Annotated in this window: 13 protein-coding genes; 1 reads left to right on the top strand and 12 read right to left on the bottom strand. The window is 40.4% G+C overall.

What is annotated here, in order from left to right; translation table 11 throughout:
* Positions 1 to 2: 2 nt before the first annotated feature.
* The 4 genes from plsX to CRJ00_RS05635 all read right to left on the bottom strand — a co-directional run bounded on the left by plsX (position 3) and on the right by CRJ00_RS05635 (position 2,521).
* A complete protein-coding gene (plsX, locus tag CRJ00_RS05650; protein WP_099365904.1) occupies positions 3 to 941 on the bottom strand; it encodes a phosphate acyltransferase PlsX in 939 nt (312 codons plus the stop codon).
* 106 nt (positions 942 to 1,047) lie between these two features.
* On the bottom strand, positions 1,048 to 1,239 hold the full coding sequence (gene rpmF, locus CRJ00_RS05645; RefSeq protein WP_099365903.1) for a 50S ribosomal protein L32: 192 nt from the start codon (positions 1,237 to 1,239) through the stop codon (positions 1,048 to 1,050).
* A 14-nt stretch (positions 1,240 to 1,253) separates the two neighbouring features.
* Positions 1,254 to 1,796, bottom strand: a complete 543-nt coding sequence (locus tag CRJ00_RS05640; RefSeq protein WP_099365902.1) for a YceD family protein — start codon at positions 1,794 to 1,796, stop codon at positions 1,254 to 1,256.
* Between the two features lie 74 nt (positions 1,797 to 1,870).
* Positions 1,871 to 2,521 (bottom strand): epoxyqueuosine reductase QueH, encoded by a 651-nt coding sequence (locus CRJ00_RS05635; RefSeq protein WP_099365901.1) that lies wholly within the window; start codon positions 2,519 to 2,521, stop codon positions 1,871 to 1,873.
* Between the two features lie 123 nt (positions 2,522 to 2,644).
* Here CRJ00_RS05635 and CRJ00_RS05630 point away from each other — a divergent pair, with 123 nt between their 5' ends.
* The gene (locus CRJ00_RS05630; protein ID WP_099365900.1) at positions 2,645 to 3,712 is read left to right on the top strand and encodes a hypothetical protein; all 1,068 of its coding nucleotides are present in this window, start codon (positions 2,645 to 2,647) and stop codon (positions 3,710 to 3,712) included.
* Here CRJ00_RS05630 and CRJ00_RS05625 read toward each other — a convergent pair.
* From CRJ00_RS05625 to CRJ00_RS05585, 8 genes are all read right to left on the bottom strand, one after another.
* Positions 3,689 to 4,543 (bottom strand): transglutaminase-like domain-containing protein, encoded by an 855-nt coding sequence (locus CRJ00_RS05625; RefSeq protein WP_099365899.1) that lies wholly within the window; start codon positions 4,541 to 4,543, stop codon positions 3,689 to 3,691. The genes CRJ00_RS05630 and CRJ00_RS05625 overlap by 24 nt on opposite strands.
* Positions 4,544 to 4,579: 36 nt before the next feature.
* Positions 4,580 to 5,239, bottom strand: a complete 660-nt coding sequence (locus CRJ00_RS05620; protein ID WP_099365898.1) for an ABC transporter ATP-binding protein — start codon at positions 5,237 to 5,239, stop codon at positions 4,580 to 4,582.
* 292 nt (positions 5,240 to 5,531) lie between these two features.
* Complete coding sequence (locus CRJ00_RS05615) at positions 5,532 to 7,928, bottom strand: FtsX-like permease family protein (protein ID WP_099365897.1); 2,397 nt, start codon at positions 7,926 to 7,928, stop codon at positions 5,532 to 5,534.
* Positions 7,921 to 10,323 carry an ABC transporter permease gene (locus CRJ00_RS05610; protein ID WP_099365896.1) on the bottom strand — a complete coding sequence of 801 codons (2,403 nt, stop codon included), beginning with the start codon at positions 10,321 to 10,323 and terminating at the stop codon, positions 7,921 to 7,923. The genes CRJ00_RS05615 and CRJ00_RS05610 overlap by 8 nt, the downstream gene beginning before the upstream one ends.
* Positions 10,324 to 10,782: 459 nt before the next feature.
* The gene (locus tag CRJ00_RS05605) at positions 10,783 to 13,179 is read right to left on the bottom strand and encodes an FtsX-like permease family protein (protein WP_099365895.1); all 2,397 of its coding nucleotides are present in this window, start codon (positions 13,177 to 13,179) and stop codon (positions 10,783 to 10,785) included.
* Positions 13,180 to 13,515: 336 nt separating this feature from the next.
* A complete protein-coding gene (locus tag CRJ00_RS05600; protein WP_180268423.1) occupies positions 13,516 to 15,918 on the bottom strand; it encodes an ABC transporter permease in 2,403 nt (800 codons plus the stop codon).
* Between the two features lie 300 nt (positions 15,919 to 16,218).
* A complete protein-coding gene (locus CRJ00_RS05590; RefSeq protein ID WP_099365892.1) occupies positions 16,219 to 18,618 on the bottom strand; it encodes an ABC transporter permease in 2,400 nt (799 codons plus the stop codon).
* Positions 18,619 to 18,864: 246 nt separating this feature from the next.
* Entirely contained in the window at positions 18,865 to 21,270 is a 2,406-nt protein-coding gene (locus CRJ00_RS05585) for an ABC transporter permease (RefSeq protein ID WP_099365891.1), read from the bottom strand.
* Positions 21,271 to 21,479 lie beyond the last annotated feature (209 nt).

The following is a 21,479-nucleotide window of genomic DNA, read 5'->3' as shown; positions in this document are numbered from 1 at the left end:
TCTTAATTAAAGGCAGATTTGATCCTATCCACAAAGTTGGATGCAATCATATCTCTAGACAATAAAACCATATTCTTAATGGCTTCCGGAGTTGAAATTCCATGGCCAATGATTACAGGTGCATTTACCCCCAAAATCGGGCTGCCCCCATAACGTTCATAGTTAAACCTATCGAAAAATTCATCCTTAAACCCTTTTTTCAGGGTTACCACATAGAAAGACTCTGCCAGTTTCAACACCACATTACCGGTGTAGCCATCACAGACAAATACATCTGCATGGTCGCTGAAAAGATCACGTCCTTCCGCATTTCCGATAAAATTAATGTTGTTGTTTTCTTTAAGAAGAGCGTATGAGGCAATAGTTAGGTTATTTCCTTTTTCTTCCTCTTCTCCAATATTGAGTAGTCCCACTTTTGGAGAAGAAATACCATACACATGTTCGGCATAAAGGCTTCCAAGGATGGCAAATTGGTTTAACATTTCAGGTTTACAGTCGGCATTGGCTCCAACATCCAGTAGGATTCCAAAACCGCTTTTCAACTTCGGAACATTGGTTGCAATGGCAGGTCGCAGTACCCCTGGTACAGTCTTGACGCTGAACATCGATCCGACCAACATAGCTCCTGTGTTACCTGCCGAAGAGAACGAGTCGATCTCTCCGTTTTTAAGAAGTTCAAATCCCTTTGCAATGGAGGAATTTGGCTTTTGTGTGATCGCTTTAGTAGGGTGTTCATGCATACTAATCCCTTCAGGTGCATGAACGTAGTCAAATTTGGAGGGGTCAGAACCGGCCGCTTCAATCGCTTTTCTACAGGCCTCTTCATCTCCGAACAGGACAATTCGCTGTGATTCTTCCAATACTTTCTGCGCATCAATTGCGCCTTTTATGTTCGAATCAGGTGCGAAATCTCCCCCCAACACGTCTAATCCAATCTTCATTCGTTATTATTTATAATATTCAATAATACGCAAAAAACATCCCAAGTGAAAGTGAATAATATAAAAATATTACACTTTTTTGGGATGTTTACTTAGAAAGATGTCTTTAGACAGCAGCAGTAGTCTCAACGATTAATTTACCGTTATAGTATAAATTACCGTCTACTGTATAAGCGTGGTGTGGTCTGTGAACTGCGCCAGTTTCTTTACAAACTGTCAACCCTGGAGCTTCTGCTTTATAATGCGTTCTTCTCTTGTCTCTTCTAGATTTAGAAATTTTACGTTTTGGATGTGCCATTTCGTATTTTAATTTTAGTTATTTTTAATTTTTTTCAATGCTTCCCAACGTGGGTCAATGTTTTCATTATCTCCACCTGATGAATCATCCTCGTTATTTTCGTTTTCGATCCTGCTCAACATTTCTGGGTCGCAGGAAACGCCAATACCTTGTTCCGAACATTTCGTGTATGGTGGAACCGCGACATTGATATATTCATATAACAACGGCGCAATATCCAATTCGTAATCACTTTTGGAAAGCATGATGACCTCTTCGGTATCATCGTTCCAATCTTCTTCACTGAATTTGACCAATGCACGTTCCTTGATGTGAACAGGGGAGTCGAATGTGGATAAGCAAACATCACAAGTCAGTTCAATACTTCCTTGGATATCAAAATTTGCAATCAACATATTCTCCTGTTTCTGCAAGTCGACCACTACTTTCAGGTCGCCTTTTTTCACTAGGGAATGTTCGTAACATTCAAAGAACTTCTCATCAATTTCAAAGTCAAAGCTGTGTTTACCTGTCGAAAGTCCTGAGAAAGGTATTCTATACTGTTTTAGATACTTCACAATCTTGCATTTGAGCCTGCAAAAGTAACGATTAATTAAACATAAATGAAATTTATTTTAAAAAATCCTACAGGCTATTCGTAATAATTTTTACCAAGTTCAATTTTTGGACGATCGTTGGCCATACGCCATTTGTTAGTGTCCCGCAAAGAATAAGCACAACCGCAATATTCCTGCATATAGAAACGCTCTCTTTTGCTGATTTCCAGCATTCTTTCTGAGCCGCCTTTCTTACGCCAGTTGAAAGTCCAGTAATCCATATCCGGATACCTGGAAGCCGCTCTAACACCGCAATCATTGATCTGGTCCATGTTTTTCCAACGGGAGATACCCAAGGAAGAAGAGATGACGTCAAAGCCATGGGCTGCCGCATATTCTGCCGTTTTCTCAAAACGCATGTCAAAGCACATGGTGCAACGAATGCCTTTTTCAGGTTCATTTTCCATTCCTTTGGCGAGTTCAAACCAATGGTCCACATCATAATCTGCATCTATGAATGGAATGTTGTGTTTTTCTGCAAAGCGGATGTTCTCCTCTTTCCGAAGGTCATATTCTTTTCTTGGGTGGATGTTCGGATTATAGAAATAGATAGTGAAGTCTATTTTCGAATCAATCAATGCTTCCATTACCTCGCCAGAACATGGTGCACAGCAGGAGTGAAGCAATAATTTCTTGCCTTCATTCGGAAGCGTTAGCTTCTCCCTTACAAATTCTTTCTTCTCCATGTGACAAAACTATTCTGCAATAGTACAAAAAACCAAGTATTTAATCAAATTAACACTTCTTCACATGCGCCAAGGATTGCTGAAAGGGATATTTTTATACATTTGTAATATAATAGGTTCCCGATGAAACAAAGATTACTTTACGCTTTATTTATTTTGTTAGGTTTTGGATTGATTACTTCCTGTGAAATGGATGATGATGAACCCGCTAAAAGTACGTCCATTTCTAGGTTGTATATTTCCTATTCCAATTGGAACCCGAATGTACAAGGGACACCGATCAATAACATGGCGATTGTTTCCAATGCCGATTCTACCAATTTCGGAGATGCAAGGACAACATCCTTTTACCTTACCCCATCATCAGGTGGGTCTACCATTTATTTCCACCCGGCCGCGAGAACGGTATTCCATGCGTCCTTGAATATTTCTGCTGTGGATACCATTATCCATACCGCGACCATTGGAGAGACCGGTGCACCAGCAAATAATCGTAAAATAATGAGCAAATTGCTGATGAAGCCAAGAGGGTTGGTTTTCCATCCTCATTTGGATCGATTATATACTGTTCAGGTGAATGAAGGAAGTTCCTATGTGTATGTTTTTGATAGACCACGTGGGATAAACCAGGTCGTGATTCCTGCACAGACCATCGAACTGGCTGATCAGTTGAATGCCTGGGATGCCACCATTGTGAATTCAAAATTAATCCTTAGCCGTACAGGAAAGGATGGTGGATTGGATATTTTTGATAATCTTGTTCCACGTAGAGAACCATTGATCCCGAACTTAAGCCCTTCCAAAAGCTTGAAAATTGTAGGTACTTCCAATATCCAGGGGATTTCGATCGATACGGTCAACAACATGATGGCAGTAGCCGATTATCCGGATAACAATTCGGTAGCTGGGGCAGGTAGGATCTTGATATTTGATAATTTTACTTCCTTGCTGGAGGGTTCAGAGACGATTACTCCTTCCAGAATCATCACTGGAGCAAATACAAAATTAATTAGACCATCGGATGTGGACCTGGACTTTAGAAAGGATAGTAAATATTTTTATGTGGCAGATCCGGGATCTTCTTTAGTGTATCGATTTCTGAAATCAGCGGATGGGGATGTAGCACCTGAATCCCAATTTTCTAGAGCAGGATTGAATCCAGTGAGTTTATCCCTCGACGCTCGAAATTAATTGCAGCATCAATTCCACTTCTAGTTTTTTCTCGGCATTGTCCACATGGTCATACGCAGCAATCAGGTTGCGAAGCACTCTGCGGATAATCGCTAGGTTATCACAGGGCAAGGTGTATTCATCCGATAAGGGGAGATTCAGCTGCCTTAGGAAAGCAAATATATCCTCCTCCCGCATAATCTGACCGCGGTTGAATACATTGATATAGAAGAGTACCTTATCCTGATTATCTCCATCTGCATAGGCCAGAACAAAGTGCTTCGGAAGGTTTACCCCAAAAATAGGGATATCCAATTTTTGTGCTACCAAAGCATAGATACAGGCAAGGCTGATCGGATTCCCCTTTTTGCTCTCCAAGACTTTATGGATAAAGGAATTCTGAGGATCGTGGTAATTTGTGGTATTTCCTGATAGGCCAAATTCCCTAAAAATGATATTGTTCAATAATTTCACCTTTTCTACCGGGCTCATATCGTACATCAGATGATACCAGGCATTCCGGCGTAACTCGGCCAATTGCACATACACCTGTTCATCATTCAGGTTCGGATATTGATATCTATTGATGATCAACAATCCTTCAAGAAGATCTTCTGCATTATTTAATTTCCAGAGCTGTAGGTCGTTCTTGACCTGATCAAATTGAATCTTATGAACAATGTTTTCGATTCTGCTCTGAGAGAGGGGATCAAATGAGGACTCCCAAGAGCTTTCCAAGAGCGGAATAACTTCGGGACCACAGGTGATAAGTTTGTGTTCGATTTCTCGGAAAATATCCGTGTCCGGATCGTCCAAGAGATAAATTAGTGCCTTTATTTCTTTTTCGTTCACATTGAAAATTACAAAAATAAAGGCACAACTCAAAAATTATTTCAGCTGCCCATCCAACATATGGATAATTCTTTTGCCATATTCGGCATTCTTTTCGGAGTGGGTAACCTGAATGATGGTGACACCATCATCATTTAATTGTTTAAATAATTCCATGATCTCTTCTCCTTGTTTTGAATTGAGGTTTCCGGTCGGTTCATCGGCCAGCAATAAATTGGGGGATCCTGCTAATGCCCGGGCTATACCAACGATCTGTTGTTGGCCCCCAGATAATTGGGCGGGGAATAGGTCTTTTTTACCTACGATATTGAATCGATCCAACAGATCGCTGACGATACTTTTTCGTTCAGAAGAGGAGATGTTTTTATAGATCAATGGGGTTTCGATGTTTTCATAGACTGTTAGTTCATCGATCAGGTGATAGGATTGGAAAACATAACCCATATGGGACTGGAACAGTTGGGTCCGTTTCTTCGGTTTCATGGTTAAAACATCTTCATCCATGAAGAAGTATTTTCCTTCATTAGGTCCATCCAACATCCCGATGACATTGAGTAAGGTGGATTTTCCAGAACCTGATGGCCCCATGATGGAAATGAAATCACCTTCTTGGATGGTGAGGTTGATGTCCTTTAGGATGAAGGATTTGGTGCCTGCTACACTGTACCATTTGAAAATATGTTCTAATCTTATCATGTTTAAATTTAAAATTTTAATGTTAATTTTTTGTATTGTGGTTTTTGTTCCTCTTGCATCATTGGTACTTTCGCGTCATTGCGAGGTACGAAGCAATCTAACTAACCCTGTCATCCTGAGCATCGTCGAAGGATCTGTACGGTTGGTGGTAAACGTTCAGATACTTCGACTTCGCTCAGCATGACAAAAACGAAAGATTGCTTCGTCGTGCCTCCTCGCAATGACGAACCCCACTCAACCTCTCAAACCCTTCCAATACACCCTACACAACGCCACACCCTTCCAATACCACCTATAAATCCCTCAAAGTCTTCACGGGGTTTTGCAACCCAGCCTTTATCGTCTGTAAATTCACCGTAACTAAAGTAACCACAAAAACCAACAATGCCGCCAAGCCGAAAAACCACCACGAAATCTCTATCCTATAGGCAAAATCCTCCAGCCATTTATTCGAAAAATACCATGCTATCGGACTTGCAATCAAAACCGCCAAAAATATAATCAGCACATAATCCCTATTAAACAAGTTGGAAATACTCATAATCGAAGCCCCAAGCACCTTCCTTATCCCAATCTCTTTTGTCCGTTGTTCTACGCTTTGCAATATTAAGCCAGAAACACCCAAAGCAGAAATAAAAAGCGCCATTCCTGCAAACAACAAAAACAACTGGGCCTGTTTACTTTCCTTCACATACGTTTTTTCATACAGCTCATCCACCCAATTATAGTTTAAATACCTTCCAGGATAGAACTGATCCATCACTTTCTGTACCCCTTGCATGGCCAACCTTTCCTGCCCAGGTTTTACCTTGAGTAATATCCCTGCATAGGAAGTTAATTGATGTGCACTAATTACCGTAAATCCTATTTTCTTATGGAAAGACTCACTATGAAAATCTTTTACTATCCCAACAGGTATAACCTTCAAATCACGATGTATCTGCCCCAATTCGCTAATATTCAATTTCATGGCAGTACTTTCTGTCAGCAATACCTTCTTAATTCCATCAGTTTCTTCCCCTTCCACAGCATCTGGGTCTGCTATTTCCACATAGTCCGACTCATTTAAAAACCTACCTTTCAAAAGCTCCATATTCAAAAGCTTACCCAGATCCACATCGCCATTAATATAGTTTACCTGAATTTTATGCTCCGCATTGTCGGGGTCTGGGATGAATTTTGAAAAATTTCCTGACCCGTTACTTGGTGTCCAGCCTGATACACTAACCGTTTCTATGCCAGGTAAATTTGCCAATTCGTTCTTTACAGCAGCACTTTTCTCTCCAACGCCAAAATGACCTATACCCATGACATGGTCGACATTGATTCCCAAAGATTTTTCCTGAACCAATTTCAGTTGAGATTTGATCGTAATCAAGCCAATGATTACGATCAATGAAATGGAAAATTGAGTAATGATCAATGATTTCTTGACCCATACATCAATCACCTGCGATTTACTGATTTTATTTCGTAAGGCCTCTGCGGTATTCACCCTAGAGATGATAAACGCGGGATATATGCCGACAAGCACACTCAGCAACAAAATAGTGGGAAAGTACAGGGCAAGCATAGGAATTAATTGCGCTCTAACATAAGCTAATTCATACCCTAAGAATTTTTCCAATACCGGGAGGGAAAGAAAATAGAACAACAGCGAAATACATGCAGCGATGAAAAATAGCATAATAGTTTCCTTTAATAGATTTACTATCAAGCTGCTTCGCTTTGCCCCCAATATTTTATGTAGGTTGATCTGTTTGACCCTTTTTAAGGTTTTTGCAGCAAAAATATTGATATAATTGATGCAGGAAATCAAAAGTACCAGCGCTGCAACAGCCATCAATATTTGGCTTGCTTTTTTATTCCCACTGATGTTCGTTCCATCGATAGGTTCCATATACATCGCGGTTATTGGCTGAAGTCTGAACGATGTTTTGGAAGCCATCTCTGGACCAAGGAAATTAGCATACCACTGGCTTGCTTTTTTCGCCAAAGCATCTGCATCGGTACCCACTTTTAATTTCAAAATCTGTTGGCTAAAAAAGCCCCATCCTTCCCGATTTAATGGGATTTTAGGTTTACCAGTCAGGTAGATAAATTCGGTTCGGAAAACCGAATTATAAGGCATATTATCCATAACGCCAAGGATCACATATTCCGATTTTTTGTCAGAATAGGAATCAGCAGATAAAATGGTTTTTCCTATGACATTTTCCCCTTTAAAATAGCGTTCCTTAAAAGATTTACTGATCAACAGATTTTTCTTACCTGCAACTAGGTTTTTGGCACTTCCTTCAAGAATATGCACATCCAGTAGATCAAATACATTGTTCTCCGCTTCCAAACCTTCAATTTTTATTGCAGGTTCTGCCTCGCCCTGTAAATTGAGGTAGATCTGCCCTTGGCGCATGTGTGAGGCAGCCTCAATCTCCGGAAAAGATTTTTCCAGCTCGGTACCGAGATTGACATAAGCGGTACCATTTTCATTTTCTACACCTGCGGTAGAATCGATCGTGACAATACGGTATAATTGGGAGGAATTTGTCCAAGATTTATCATAGGATTGTTCCTCAAAATAAACACTGGAAATCAGCAAACAGATCAAGAAACCAAGGGACAGACCTAGGATATTGATCCAAGTAAAAGTCCCGTTCTTTAAAATATTACGAAATATCAATCTATTCATCACGCAAACTATCTACAGGATTTGCTCTTGCGGCACGTAAAGTTTGCCAAGCAATCGTACTCCAAGCTATAAAAACGGTTATTAAAGCGGCCAATGCAAACATCCACCATTGGATGCCGATTCGGAAGGCATACATTTCCAAGTATTTGTTCATCATCCATAAAGCTATCGGTGCTGCAATCAGAAAGGCTATCCCAACCAGCTTAATAAAATCTTTGGATAATAATAGGATCAAACTGGCGATCGAGGAACCCAATACTTTCCGGATACCTATCTCTTTTACTCGTCGATTGATGGTCAATAATGCCAAGGCAAATAAGCCCATGCAGGAGATAACAATTGCGATACCAGTTCCTACCATCACAATGCCGGAGAAGCGACGATCATCCTTATACATATTCTGGGTGTTTTCATCCAGATAGGAAATAGCAACTGTTGCTTTAGGGTTCACTGTTTTCCAAATTTTTTCTACGTTGGCCAGTGTTTCCGATAAATCCTGGGTTTCAACCCGTACAAAAATATAGTCTACGGCAAATACACTTGGATTGATAGATAAAGTTAGAGATTCTACTTTTTTGCGTAGATCCTGAAAATTAAAATCATGGATTACACCGATCACCAAGGATTTTCCATTCAAATTAATCTGTGTTCCTAAAACTTTATCGATTCCACCCATCTGTTCTGCCATTTTTTTATTGAGGATGACTGAATTGGTATCCGTGGCAAAACTTCTGTCAAAATCTCTTCCGGCCAATAACTTGATATCCAGTGTTTTTAGGTAATCGTAATCTATTCGCATATAATTGGTCGTGATCTCCCGGTTGTCTTGGTTGAAACCAAACACACTTCTTCTGGAAGTACCATCATTTCCCAAACCCATATTCACATCCGATCCACTGACAGCTTTCACCCATGATTCTTTTTCTAAGGCTACCCGCATTCTGTTCAAGGCATCTTCATGGTCAATTCCACTTCCAATAGGGATACTGATCACTTCGGATTTATTATAACCCAATGGCCGATTACTGATGTAGTTCAATTGTGAACTGATGACGATGGTCGAAACGATCAATAAAATAGCTATTACAAATTGCAAAACGGTTAAGGTGTTCCTGATTCTAGAAGATTTTACCGAAGACCCGCCTTTTAAGGAATGGATGATATTGGAGTTGGCTATTTTCCATGCCGGGTAACCACCAGCAATCAAGGTAATAACTAAGAAAATACCAAGAAATATCAAGAGGTTAGTGGGTGAAAATATATCCAGGATAGTCAAACGGTAATTCATGCTGGCATTATATTCTGGCAATAGCGCCCAAGCAAGCAGGCCGCCGAACACTAGAGCAATAATGCACAATAGAAAGGCCTCGGTCCATAACTGAACCACCAAGTGTTTAATAGTTCCTCCCAATGTTTTTCGGGTACCGATTTCCTTGCTTCGCAATAAGGAATTGGCAAGGGATAAATTGATGAAATTCGAACAGGCAATAAAAACGATCAAGCCGGCAATGGTTAACAGTATCCAAGGGAAGGAGGCTGATGGCCCATTGGCAATCCCTAAATTGCTCAGATGAAAATCCGCAACCGGTATGATCTGCAAAGAAAAGTATTGCCCATCTTTGTCGGCTGTTGCACCATCCCTTTTCAGGTTTTCAATATTGCTCTTGTAATATTGCTGGGTCAATGATCTGATTTCCTTTGCGAATTTCTGTTCATTGATTTTTCCATCCTTTAGCTTAACTATCACTTCGTGATTGACATTATCCCATCGATCCTTATCGTCCTGGTAATTGGGTTTCTGCTCAAAGCGAACCAAACTAGTAAATTTTAAACTGGAATTATTCGGGGGAGTTTCAACGATGGCTGATATTGTTTTTGGAATCCAAGTGCCTTGGATGTATACTTCTACCTGTTTTCCTGTGGCATCCAGGCTTCCAAATAGTCTTTCAGCCATGGATTCATCAATGACGATATTGCCAACATCGCTCAAAGCCTTTTGGTCTCCTTTGATGATGGGGAAACTGAGGATGGAAAGAAACTCTTCATCCACAAACTTATTGGAGGATTCAATTTCCTTGCTACCATTTCGGATGACCACATTGCCATTGGCAATTCGGGTCACTGCTTCGACATTCGGAAGTTCTTTTTTGAGCAATGGACCTAATGGAGCCGGCATGGAGGTGTTGTATTCCACCCCGCGTTCGGGTTGGCTCTTACTATATAATAATCCGATGCGATCAACATCCTTGTAGAAGGAATCGTAGGAAAGCTCAAACCTGGCCGTTAGGAAAAGGATAATGGCCGATCCCAAAGCAATCGCTAAACCCAAGATGTGGATTAAGCTTAGTGATTTGGTTTTTAGGATACTCCTCCAAGCAGTTTTTATGTTCAACATTGTTGTAGTATTTAGTATATAGTAATTAGTATTTAGTATTTAGTATTAAGACAATTGCCTTGCCAGTTGGGTATGTGGTTGATTTTTAGATTGTTGTTAGTTTGTTTTTGGGTTGATATTGTTCGATAATGAACAGTGTTTGTACGGATTTGAACGGTTTGATGATTGTATTTCCCCCGTCATTGCGAGGAGGTTTTTCCCCGTCATTGCGAGGAGGTACTTTCTGCGTCATTGCGAGGAGGTACGACGAAGCAATCTTTACCCATGTCATGGTGAGCGTAGTCGAACCATCTGTTCGTATGCATTACAGCGTACAGATCCTTCGACTACGCTCAGGATGACATGCGGGAAGATTGCTTCGTTCCTCGCAATGACGCTGGAAGATTGCTTCGTTCCTCGCAATGACGTTGCCCTCGCATTGCCCTCCCAATGGCATTGCCATCGCTCCCCCGCGCCGGCCTACTCATCCCTCAAACTATCCACCGGATTTGCCCTTGCTGCCAAATACGTTTTGGATAATAAAATAACCGTTGCTACCAACAACAAACCCATTGCTGATACCGGAAAAATCCACCAGCTGAAAGCTGTTCGATAATTGAAATCCTCCAACCATTTATTGCCAACATACCATGCTATTGGGAATGCCAGTAAACATGCAATAGCCACCAGACTCAATAAACCCTTCAATAACATCATAAGGATCTGCGAGATGGAAGCACCCAAAACCTTTCTAATACCGATCTCTTTAGTACGTTGGTTTGCTGTAAACAATCCCAATCCAAAAAGACCCAAACCAGCGATAACAATAGACAACGTAACTGCCCAGGTCAATAATTTCGACAATTGCTGTTCCTTCTTATATAATCCTTGAATCGTTTCATCTACAAATTTAAATTCGAATAGATCCGTCGGGAAAACAGCATTAAATTCTTTAGCAATCTTATCGGTTGTCCCTTTCCAAGTTTCAGGATGATTTTTATTCAATTTAATATGCATTACATACCCATCCCGGTCCCCTGCATAAAGAATTGGTCGGTTTTCAACGCGAGCATTGGTGATGTCGAAATCCTTCATGACCCCAACAATCATCATACTTTTTTTATTCAAGGTTAATCCCAAAGCCTCCTGAGGAGATTCCAACTTCAACTTTTCCAAGGCTTTCTCATTGATCAAGATCTCCTGCAGGGAATCCCGCATCATCACATTCCGGCCAGCAATCAATGGGATTCCATAAACATGAAGGTACTGGTCATCCCCACTTCTGAAATCCATATCAATGGACTCTTCCGTACTGGAATTGTCTAGCGTAATACTGGTTTTTAATTCCCCATTTAAAATAGGCGCTTGATTACCAAAACTGATACCTTGGATCTCAGGAATAGATCCCAACCTTGTTTTCAATATATTTCCTTTCTCGGAGTTCTGATAATTTCCTGGAATAAAGAACGTCAGGACAGCCTCTTTTTGAAAGCCCAGATCCTTATTGGAAATATAGGTCGTTTGTTTAACCACCAAGAATACCGCAATCAGAAACACCTGTGCCAATGCAAATTGAAAAACGGTCATTACCTTTCTTACCCAGCTACTACGTGAAAGATTACTGTTCTGGTTTACTTGATTTTTGAGGGCAAGGATAGGAGAGTAGCCTGTTAAGACCCAGGCCGGATAAAAACCTGCCAAAAGGGTTACTAGCAATAATTGTCCAACCAAAAAAGCGATTGCCAGTGGGCTTGCCAAAGCGGACAAGGATAAACCTGCGGGAATAAATCCTTCAAATGCTTTCAGCAGGATTGGTGTGAAAAGAAGGGACAGTAAGGTGGCGGTCAAAGCTATTAAAAAGGTTTCTGTTAGGAATTGTCTGGTCAATCTGGCCTTTGAACTTCCAAGTGTTTTACGAATACCTATCTCTTTGGCTCTCTCTGTAGATTGGGCAGTCGTCAAGTTGATGAAATTGATGATTCCCAAGGCCAATAAGAAGATAGCCAAAATGATCATGTTTCTTAGTGTGCCAGCTTTGGTCGCATTATAATTGAAATCACTGTTGAAATGTACATCCGATAAGGGTTGTAATTTGAAATCATCAACAAAGTTTTCCTCAAGGTTTTTATTTTTCCTATTGATGGCAATGATGGTTTTTTCAAAAGTTTCTGCGTCCACACCTGGTTTTAATTTGACCAATGCATTGGTATTATCATTGTAGCTGTTCCAGGAATCATAAGCAAAAATCGTGTTGAGAGATGGGTAGCTTGGAATAGTAGCGGTTGATAAAAATGACTGGAACTTAAAATCTGAGTTTTCGGTCATTTCTTTAACCACACCGGTTACTTGTAGATTGATCGAATCTAGAAACACGACCGTTTTTCCAAGCACTGCATCGGGGGTTTCTTTTGGAAAGAACCTTTCCAGGTTGCGTTCTGTCAATACAATGCTATTGGGTTTATTTAGGTCCTTAACATTTCCTGCTATCCAGGTATGTGGATAGAGTTCGAAGTATTTGTCATTAACAAAGGCTATTTTATTGTCCTTGAAAAATACTTTCTCTTCGCTGTTTGAAGTGGTAGGGATTTTTATTTTTTCCAAGAATGATTTGAAGATAGGCGCTATGAACTCCTTATTGGAAGCTTCTTGGTCGATGGTTTCAATCAATGGTGCTACTAGACCAGAAATCTTAAATGTTCCATCGGTGACAATGCGGTATACCCTTTCTTTATCTGGAACATGCTTATCAAAACTATAATCATATTGCACAAAGAGAAAGATAACCAGTGTGGCGCTGATACCTATCGCCAAACTGAGGACATTGATAAAGGTCATCAATTTGTTCTTTTTTATGGTTCTTATGGCTGAAGTAAGCATAATTAAGTTTTTATTAGTTAATTTTTTATTTTTTTATTCTCGCTATAACGTCATTGCGAGGAGACTATCTCGTCATTGCGAGGAGGTACGACGAAGCAATCTTTCGCCATGTCATGGTGAGCGTAGTCGAACCATCTGTTCGTATACTTAACAGCGTACAGATCCTTCGACTACGCTCAGGATGACATGCGGGAAGATTGCTTCGTTCCTCGCAATGACGCGGGAAGATTGCTTCGTTCCTCGCAATGACGCTGGCCTCGCAATGACGCTGGCGTCGCTCTCCATTCCCTCGCTCTCCATACCCTCGCACTCCATTCCCTCGTTCCCCGCGGCCGGTTACTCATCCCTCAAACTATCCACCGGATTTGCCCTTGCGGCCTTAACAGCTTGATAACCTATCGTCAACATCGCCGCAAAAATCGCCAACATCCCGCCCAACAAAAACGGTAACCATGAAATCTCAATTCGATAAACAAAATCATTTAACCATTTGCTACAAGCCCAATAAATAATCGGACTTGCTATAACAAAAGCCAGCAAAATCAATTTCACGAAATCCTTAGACAGCATCCCAACTATCCCCGAAACCGATGCCCCTAACACTTTCCGAATTCCAATCTCCTTGCTCCGTTGGAAAGTACTCAACGTGGCCAATCCAAATAGCCCTAAGCAACTGATCAGGATCGCGATTCCGGTACTGATATTAGTCATCTTCGCCAATTGCTGTTCCTTTTTATAAAGCGCCAGCACCAGCTCATCGTAGAATTTATAACTGAATTCTTCCGAAGGGAAAAACTTACTCCATCTCTGCTGTATATTCTCAATAATATTCGGCCAATCCGATTTCTTAAGATTATCCAATTTGATGTTATACATTTGAAGATCCCTTTCATCATAAACCAAAGCCGTTGGTTCTATTGGAGTATAAAAATCACGGGAATGAAAATCTTTGATTACCCCAACAATAGGATACATCCTATTCGTCTGTCCTATAACTTTTCCGATTGCTTCTTCAGGCGTTTTGAATCCATAAGCCCGCACTGCAGTTTCATTGATCAACAACCCATTGGTTGTATCGGATGGAATAAGATTCGAACCGGCAATCAATTCCAGTTTATAGAAATTCAGGTAAGCGGTATCAATGGTTTTTGTGTACACAGTCCTCGCGATAGGCGCTGATTTATCCGCTGGATAATACCGCATTTCTCCCGAGGCATAATTATCCGAAAAGGGCTCTGAACCGAAAGTTACATTGGTCACTCCGGGCACTTTTCTGATTTCATCCAACAAAGCATGTTTCTTGCTTTGGAAATTTTTCGATTTATAGATTTTATAAGAGACTTGGGCAAGAATCACAGCGTCCTTGTCAAATCCAAAATCCTTTTTGACCACATAATTTAATTGTTGGCCAATAATAATGGCCCCAACGATAAATATTTGTGCAATGATGAATTGAAAAATGATTAAGCCTTTACGCAGGTTTATTTTTTCTTTTCCTACAGCAAGCAGATTTTTAGATCTAAAGATGTCAATAGGATTTACCTTGCCCATCATCCATGATGGATAAAGACCAGCGAACAAAATCGTAAAAATTAACAAGCCGCCCATTATGCCAACAAATAATGTAGGATCTGCATAGGCTTTATTGCTTTCACTGATCAGATCTCCCAAAAGATAGATTCCTAATTGGGAAACAAAGAAGGAAAGAAAGGCTGCAATCAGGACAACAAGGGCAGTTTCACACATCATCTGAAGAATAAAGGACCGTTTTGAACCACCTAATGTTTTACGAATTCCGATCTCTTTATGGCGCTGAGGCAATTGTGCTGTGCTCAGGTTGATATAGTTGATACAGGCCAATACCAATAAAAATATGCCAACACCAATTAATGAATATATAATCCGCTTACTTGTTTTGGGAACATCTCTTTCCATCATCGCTGTTGAAAAATGAGATTCAAGGAGCGGCATGGTGATTAAGGTCCGTGTAAAGTTATAATCAAGTAATTCCTTGTTTTTAATTTCAATCCATTTGGCATCCGAAAATTGTTGTACTTTCTGGACCGCTTGATGCACAATTCCTTCAGATTGGGCAGAAACATAGAGCTTATGCTGGCCATTAGTATGTGTCCAGGTCCTTAGGTTCTTATCCCGTTCTGTTTCCCTGATCAATATGAATTCCTGCCCAGTGAATTCAGTGGGATAGGAAAGGTCAGCCACAATTCCAGAAACTTCTTTTTTTAGGCTGTCATTGTAGATAATGGTTTTTCCTAGGATTTCCGCATTGGACAATTTTGGGAAATAATGCTTTGCTCTTTTTTCGGTCAGGACAACTTGATGGGGCGAGGTAAGTGCAGTCTCTTTATTACCTTCAAGCCAATTATACTCGATAAGGTTGAAATAATCTTTATCTGTTTCGATAGTAGCCGTCTCATCAAATGTGGGTTCTTCCTGTTTTTTCTCCTGACCATTTGTTGCTGGGATGGTTACAGTTTCTACAAAATACCTGAAGACAGGGACAACTTCATCCAATCCAAAATTATTGGCTTTCAAATAAAAATAGATCGGTCTGGATACACCTGAATGTAGGTCGTCCCTACCTTCCGCCTTAAAATGACTGATGATACGATAGATGCTTTCTTTCTTCGGAAGTTCCTTTTCGAAGGATAGTTCGTAACTCACATATTTATAGATCACCCAGCAGGAACTGATGCCTATGGTTAGACCTAATATATTCAAAAAGCTGAATAGCTTATTTCGAATTAATTGTCTGATCGCGTTTTTAAACATATGGTGTGATGTTTTTATGTTTTATTGTTTATTTTTTTTCGTTTTCTGCGTCATTGCGAGGAACGAAGCAATCTTCCCGCATGTCATGCTGAGCGAAGTCGAAGCATCTACATTTGGTACACGTACAGATCCTTCGACTGCGCTCAGGATGACAAAGGCGAAAGATTGCTTCGTCGTACCTCCTCGCAATGACGGCGAGAACCCCATGACGCAAAGTCCCGCAATGACGTAGCCCCTCTCCATGCTCAATTACTCATCCCTCAAACTATCAACCGGATTCGCTCTGGCGGCTTTCAAAGATTGAACTCCCATGGTAATAAAAGCAATCAGCAAAGTAGCAATAGCCGGAATACTGAACATCCACCAACTCAATTCAATCTTAAAAGCAAAATCTGTCAACCATTGATTCATAGCCCACCAAGCAATTGGTGTAGCAATAACAATAGAAATCAAAATTAACTTGATATAATCCTTTGATAATAGCCTAATAATTCCCCCAACGGTACTACCCAAAACCTTCCGAACACCGATTTCTTTCGTTCGTTGTGCAGTAGTTATGGTCACTAAGCCCACCAATCCCAAACAGCTGATCAAAATGGTAATACCAGAAGATAAATTGATGATCTTTGAAAACCGCTCCTCTTTTTCATACAGTTGCTTGATCCGATCATCATAAAACTCATAGCTAAAAGCAGTTGCTGGATAGTATTTTTCCCATTCCTTTTGAATGATTCCAATGCTAGACTTCCAAGTCGAAGGATCATTGTTTAATTTGATGGCTATATTTTGTAATTGACCACGTTTATTGGAGGCAAGGAAGGATACAGGCTCCAATGCCACATGCATACTTTTACTATGGAAATTCCCAACCACACCTGTAATCTTTCGGTCTTTATCCCAAGCATTTACTTCCTGTCCGATAGCTTCTTGCGGCGATTTATAGCCCAGATCATAGATGGCTTTTTCATTCAAAATAATTCCTGTACTGGTATCGGAGATCGTAAGTGCTCGTCCAGCGAGCAATTTCATGTCATAGACATCAAAATAGGAATCACCCACTAGCTTAAAGGGCATATTAACTTTCATTAATCCAGTATCCGAAGAGCGGTTGACAAAATTTCCCCAATGATCATTACTTAGGGGAAAATGACCTAGCGCAGCCTGTTGGATTTCCGGATATTTGTTGAGTATTTCCTTAAAGATTATGGGATTTTTTTTGCCATCTTCCTCTTTAAATGGTAAAGACAAGGTAAGTAAAGCGTTTTTATTGAACCCAAGATCACTGCTCAACATATGTTTCATCTGAAAGCCGATGATAAAGGTTGCAACCACAAATACTTGTGCAATAATAAATTGGAACACGATCAATGCTTTTCGGACAGAAATATTACCAAAAGAAAGTTTAGCATTTTTATTCACCTTCAAAACATCAATTATTTGGACTTTATTGATGAGATAGGTTGGGTAGATGCTGGAAAAAAGGGTGATCAGCAGCAGCAAGGCCAACAAAAAGAGGAAGATCAATCCAGCATGGCTGAAATTTTCTAAGTCACTTGGCAAATAATGGCTGAAAAACCGTTCGAATAACTTGGTAAGCGGCCAAGACAATAGGAGAGAGGCACTGGTAATCATCAACGTCTCTAAAAAGAAATTGACAGTTACTTGTTTCCCTTGTTGACCTAATGTTTTTCTGATGCCGATTTCCTTGGCTCTTTGGGGGATTAAAGCCGTACTAAGGTTGATATAATTAATACTGGCCAAAAGCAATAGAAATAACCCTATACCGATCATGCCATAGACCACGTTTTTATTGGTGCTGTTGGAAAGAATGGTGTTAAAATGTGCTTCAGATAGTTTTGCAAGTTGTAATTCCCCCTTCACGTTATACTCCGACCATTCCTTTTCGGTTAATTGCATGAGTTTGTTCTTTAAATGCAGGAGAACAGGCGCAATATCTTTTTCATTATTGATTTTGATAAACAGGTGATTGTTGGAATTGGAGGATGCCCAGGACTGATCTCTCCATTCTGAATCTTTGACCAGCTGGAATTCCTTGGCGGTAAAAGTACTTGGATAATTTAGGTCTTCAACAATTCCCGAAACAGCATATAAGGTCGTGTCATATAGGATTTGTTTGCCGATTATTTCATTCGGTTTGAGATTCGGGAAGTAGATTTTTGCTCTTGACTCTGTAAGCACAACCTTATCAATGGAGTTTAAGGCTTGTTTTTCATTCCCTGCCAGCCATTGGTAATTAACCATCTTAAAGTAATCAGGATGGGTACTGTATATCCTTTCATTTTCATTGAACTCAGCTTTTTCATTGCTGTTGGAATTGATGGTGATCTTTTCAAAATAGCGGTTGAACATCGGGATACTCAGTTCGACCTGTGAAAGATTGTTCTTTACATAATCCCATAGCGGAGCCGGTGTACCATCGAAGCTGTTGACCTCATTGTTGTATTCGTATTTAGAATAAACTTTATAGATCTGCTCGCGGGCAGGGTTTGGTTTATCAAAACTGAATTCATAACTCACAATTTTAAATACAATCCAACAGGCACTTATCCCGATGGCAAGACCAACGATATTCAAAATGGTGAAAAACTTGTTTTTCCATAGTTTCCGAAGGATGTGGTTTAATTTCATGGTTATTTATGTTTTGTATTTAATGTTCTATGTTTTATTAATGAGTATTTCATTGTGTTTTAGTACTTCCGCGTCATTGCGAGGAGGTACGACGAAGCAATCTTTGGACTTTGTCATCCTGAGCGCAGTCTTTTTGTCATCCTGAGCATCGTCGAAGGATCTCTACGGTTACAAACGAACAGATGCTTCGACTGCGCTCAGCATGACATGCGGGAAGATTGCTTCGTTCCTCGCAATGACGCTGGCCTACTCATCCCTCAAACTATCCACTGGATTCGCAATAGCCGCCCTCAACGTCTGAAAACCAATGGTCAAAGCCGTGATCAACAACGTTATCCCGGCAGCAATTACAAATGCCCACAAAGGAATCTCTATCCGATACGCAAAATCATTCAACCACTGGTTCATAAAATACCAAGCAATTGGCGAAGCAATCACAAAAGCGATCAATATCAATTTAAAATATCCTCCCGTCAGCAAATTACTGATGTTAAACACCGAAGCACCAAGTACTTTCCGGATACCTATCTCTTTACTCCTTTGCTCTGCCGTAAAGGCCGCCAATCCCAACAAGCCTAAACAGGCAATACCGATCGTAAGAATCGAAAAACTAATTAAAACCTGGTTAGATCGCTTTTCAGCCTCATATTGCATAGCAACATGATTGTCCACAAATGTGTAATCAAATGCCGATTCTGGAATATGGGTTTTAAATGCCTGTTCAACCTGGGCTAAATATTCCTGGGTATGCTCCGCTTCGAACCGGATCATTAAATACCTGATCCCTTCCGAAGGAACATTCATCCGATTGAAATAATATCCACCAATATTTTCTTTTAAACTCTTGAAATTAAAATTTGCAACTACCCCTTGGATTATCGATTTTCCAGCACTTTCTGCGTTTAAAAGTTGACCAACTGCATCCTCCGGTTTTTGGTATCCCAAATACGCCAAAGCCACTTCATTGATCAATACATAGTTTACCGTATCCCCCAAAGAAAGCGACCCAGGCAGGTCACGTCCTGCCAAAAGCTTTAATCCAAGGGTCTTTACAACAGGACCATTAGCCACATTCGTAAATACTGGTAAGCCAGCAGGATCTGAATTGCCTGATTTATGAATGTTTTTTCCACTTTCGCCCAATCCAGGAATGGCTTGGGTGCCTGTAATTGCCGTAGTCCCTGGAATCTGGTTCAATCCATTTACCAAGCTTTCATAGCTCTTCGTGGTCTTTATCGAAATGGTATTGATTGCTAACAACTTTTCGGGATTAAAACCAATATTTCTATCCGCAATGTATTTCATTTGTTGGATCATAATGATCACAGAGATGATCAGGATGATGGAAGAGGCAAACTGAAAAACGACCAAGCCTTTTCTCGCAGGTTCTACCAAAGCTGCGTTTCTACTTTTCCCTTTACCCATAAGGTTCAATGAACTGATACTCGATAGGTAAAATGCTGGAAAACTACCCGCAAACAGGGTGGTGATCATTAAACAAGCAAGAAGGATCAACAGGATTTCTATAGAAAGGAAATGCTGGTAGGAGAGTTCAGCCCCTGTAATGTTATTGAATAATGGAATGCCGACCAAACAGAGGATAAACCCTATACTGATGGATATGCCACTTAGCAGCATGGTCTCCATTAAAAATCGGGTTCGAAGTTGTTTTTTAGAGGCTCCAAGTACTTTATTGACACCAACCTCTTTGGCATACAAAGTTGTTTTTGCCGTAGCAAGATTCATGTAATTGATGCAGGCAATCAAGAGTACCAGACCCGCTAGATAAAGTAAGTTTTTTACCCTATCGATATCGCCATTTTTAGGACTGTTTCCTTCTCGAAACGATTTGGAGTAAAGATGGACCTTATGAAGGGGCTGTAGATAAAAATCCGTAAAATATTGATTGGATTTTTCGACATGCTTGTCGATCAATGCGGTGGAGAGTTCTGAAATGGTTTGGGGATCTGCTGTTTCCTGAATCTGAATATAGGTTTCGTAACTGGCATTACTCCAATAAACGTTTTTTCCCATCCAGCTATCCATAATGTTAAAAACCATTTGGCAATCCAAGCTACTGTTCTTAGGTAGATCCTCATAAACGGCCGATACTTTTAGGGTATCCCTTTGGTTGAGGATGATCAATTGATCTATGGCAGATGCATCTCCAAACAAGAGTTCTTTTCTGGATTTGGAGATGGCAATGCTATTGACATCTTTAAAAACAGTGTTCTTATTTCCTTCAATAAATTGGAAATCAAAAATGGAGAATAGAGAAGCATCAGCGAGATAAACGTTCTTTTCGACAAATGTTTTTTCCCCTACCAGGATGGAAGAAGGGGTTCCGAAATCATTCTTTACCAATCGGGTGAAGTTGACAACTCCTGGAACTTCCTCTTTGATGGCTGGACCAACGGAATTGGGTAAGTTTACCCAGATTTCCTTATCATATTCTGGAGTAGTCTGCATGTTAACTCGATAGATATGTTCTCCCTTCGGGAAGAATTTATCATAGCTTAGTTCGTATAGTGCATAGCCGATTAATAATAAGGCAATCCCCAAACTGATGGATAAGCCAAAGATGTTAAGCAAACTGAAAAACTTGTTTTTCTTGATGCTTCTCCACGCTATTTTTAGGTAATTGAGTATCATTATTTGGTTTTATGTTAGTATTAAATGTTATTTTTTTTTCGTCATTGCGAGGAGTTCTACGTCATTGCGAGGAGGTACGACGAAGCAATCTTTGGACATGCGGGAAGATTGCTTCGTTCCTCGCAATGACGCTGGCCATTGCAATGACGAAAGCCCTCGCAATGACGCGGGGCCTACCCTTGACGCTGGCCCTCGCAATGGCTGACCCT

Source organism: Sphingobacterium sp. 1.A.4 (assembly GCF_002734245.1).
GTDB classification, from domain to species: Bacteria; Bacteroidota; Bacteroidia; order Sphingobacteriales; family Sphingobacteriaceae; genus Sphingobacterium; species Sphingobacterium tenebrionis.
The sequence above is the reverse complement of the archived record's forward strand: the minus strand, read 5'-3'. Positions and strand labels throughout refer to the sequence as shown.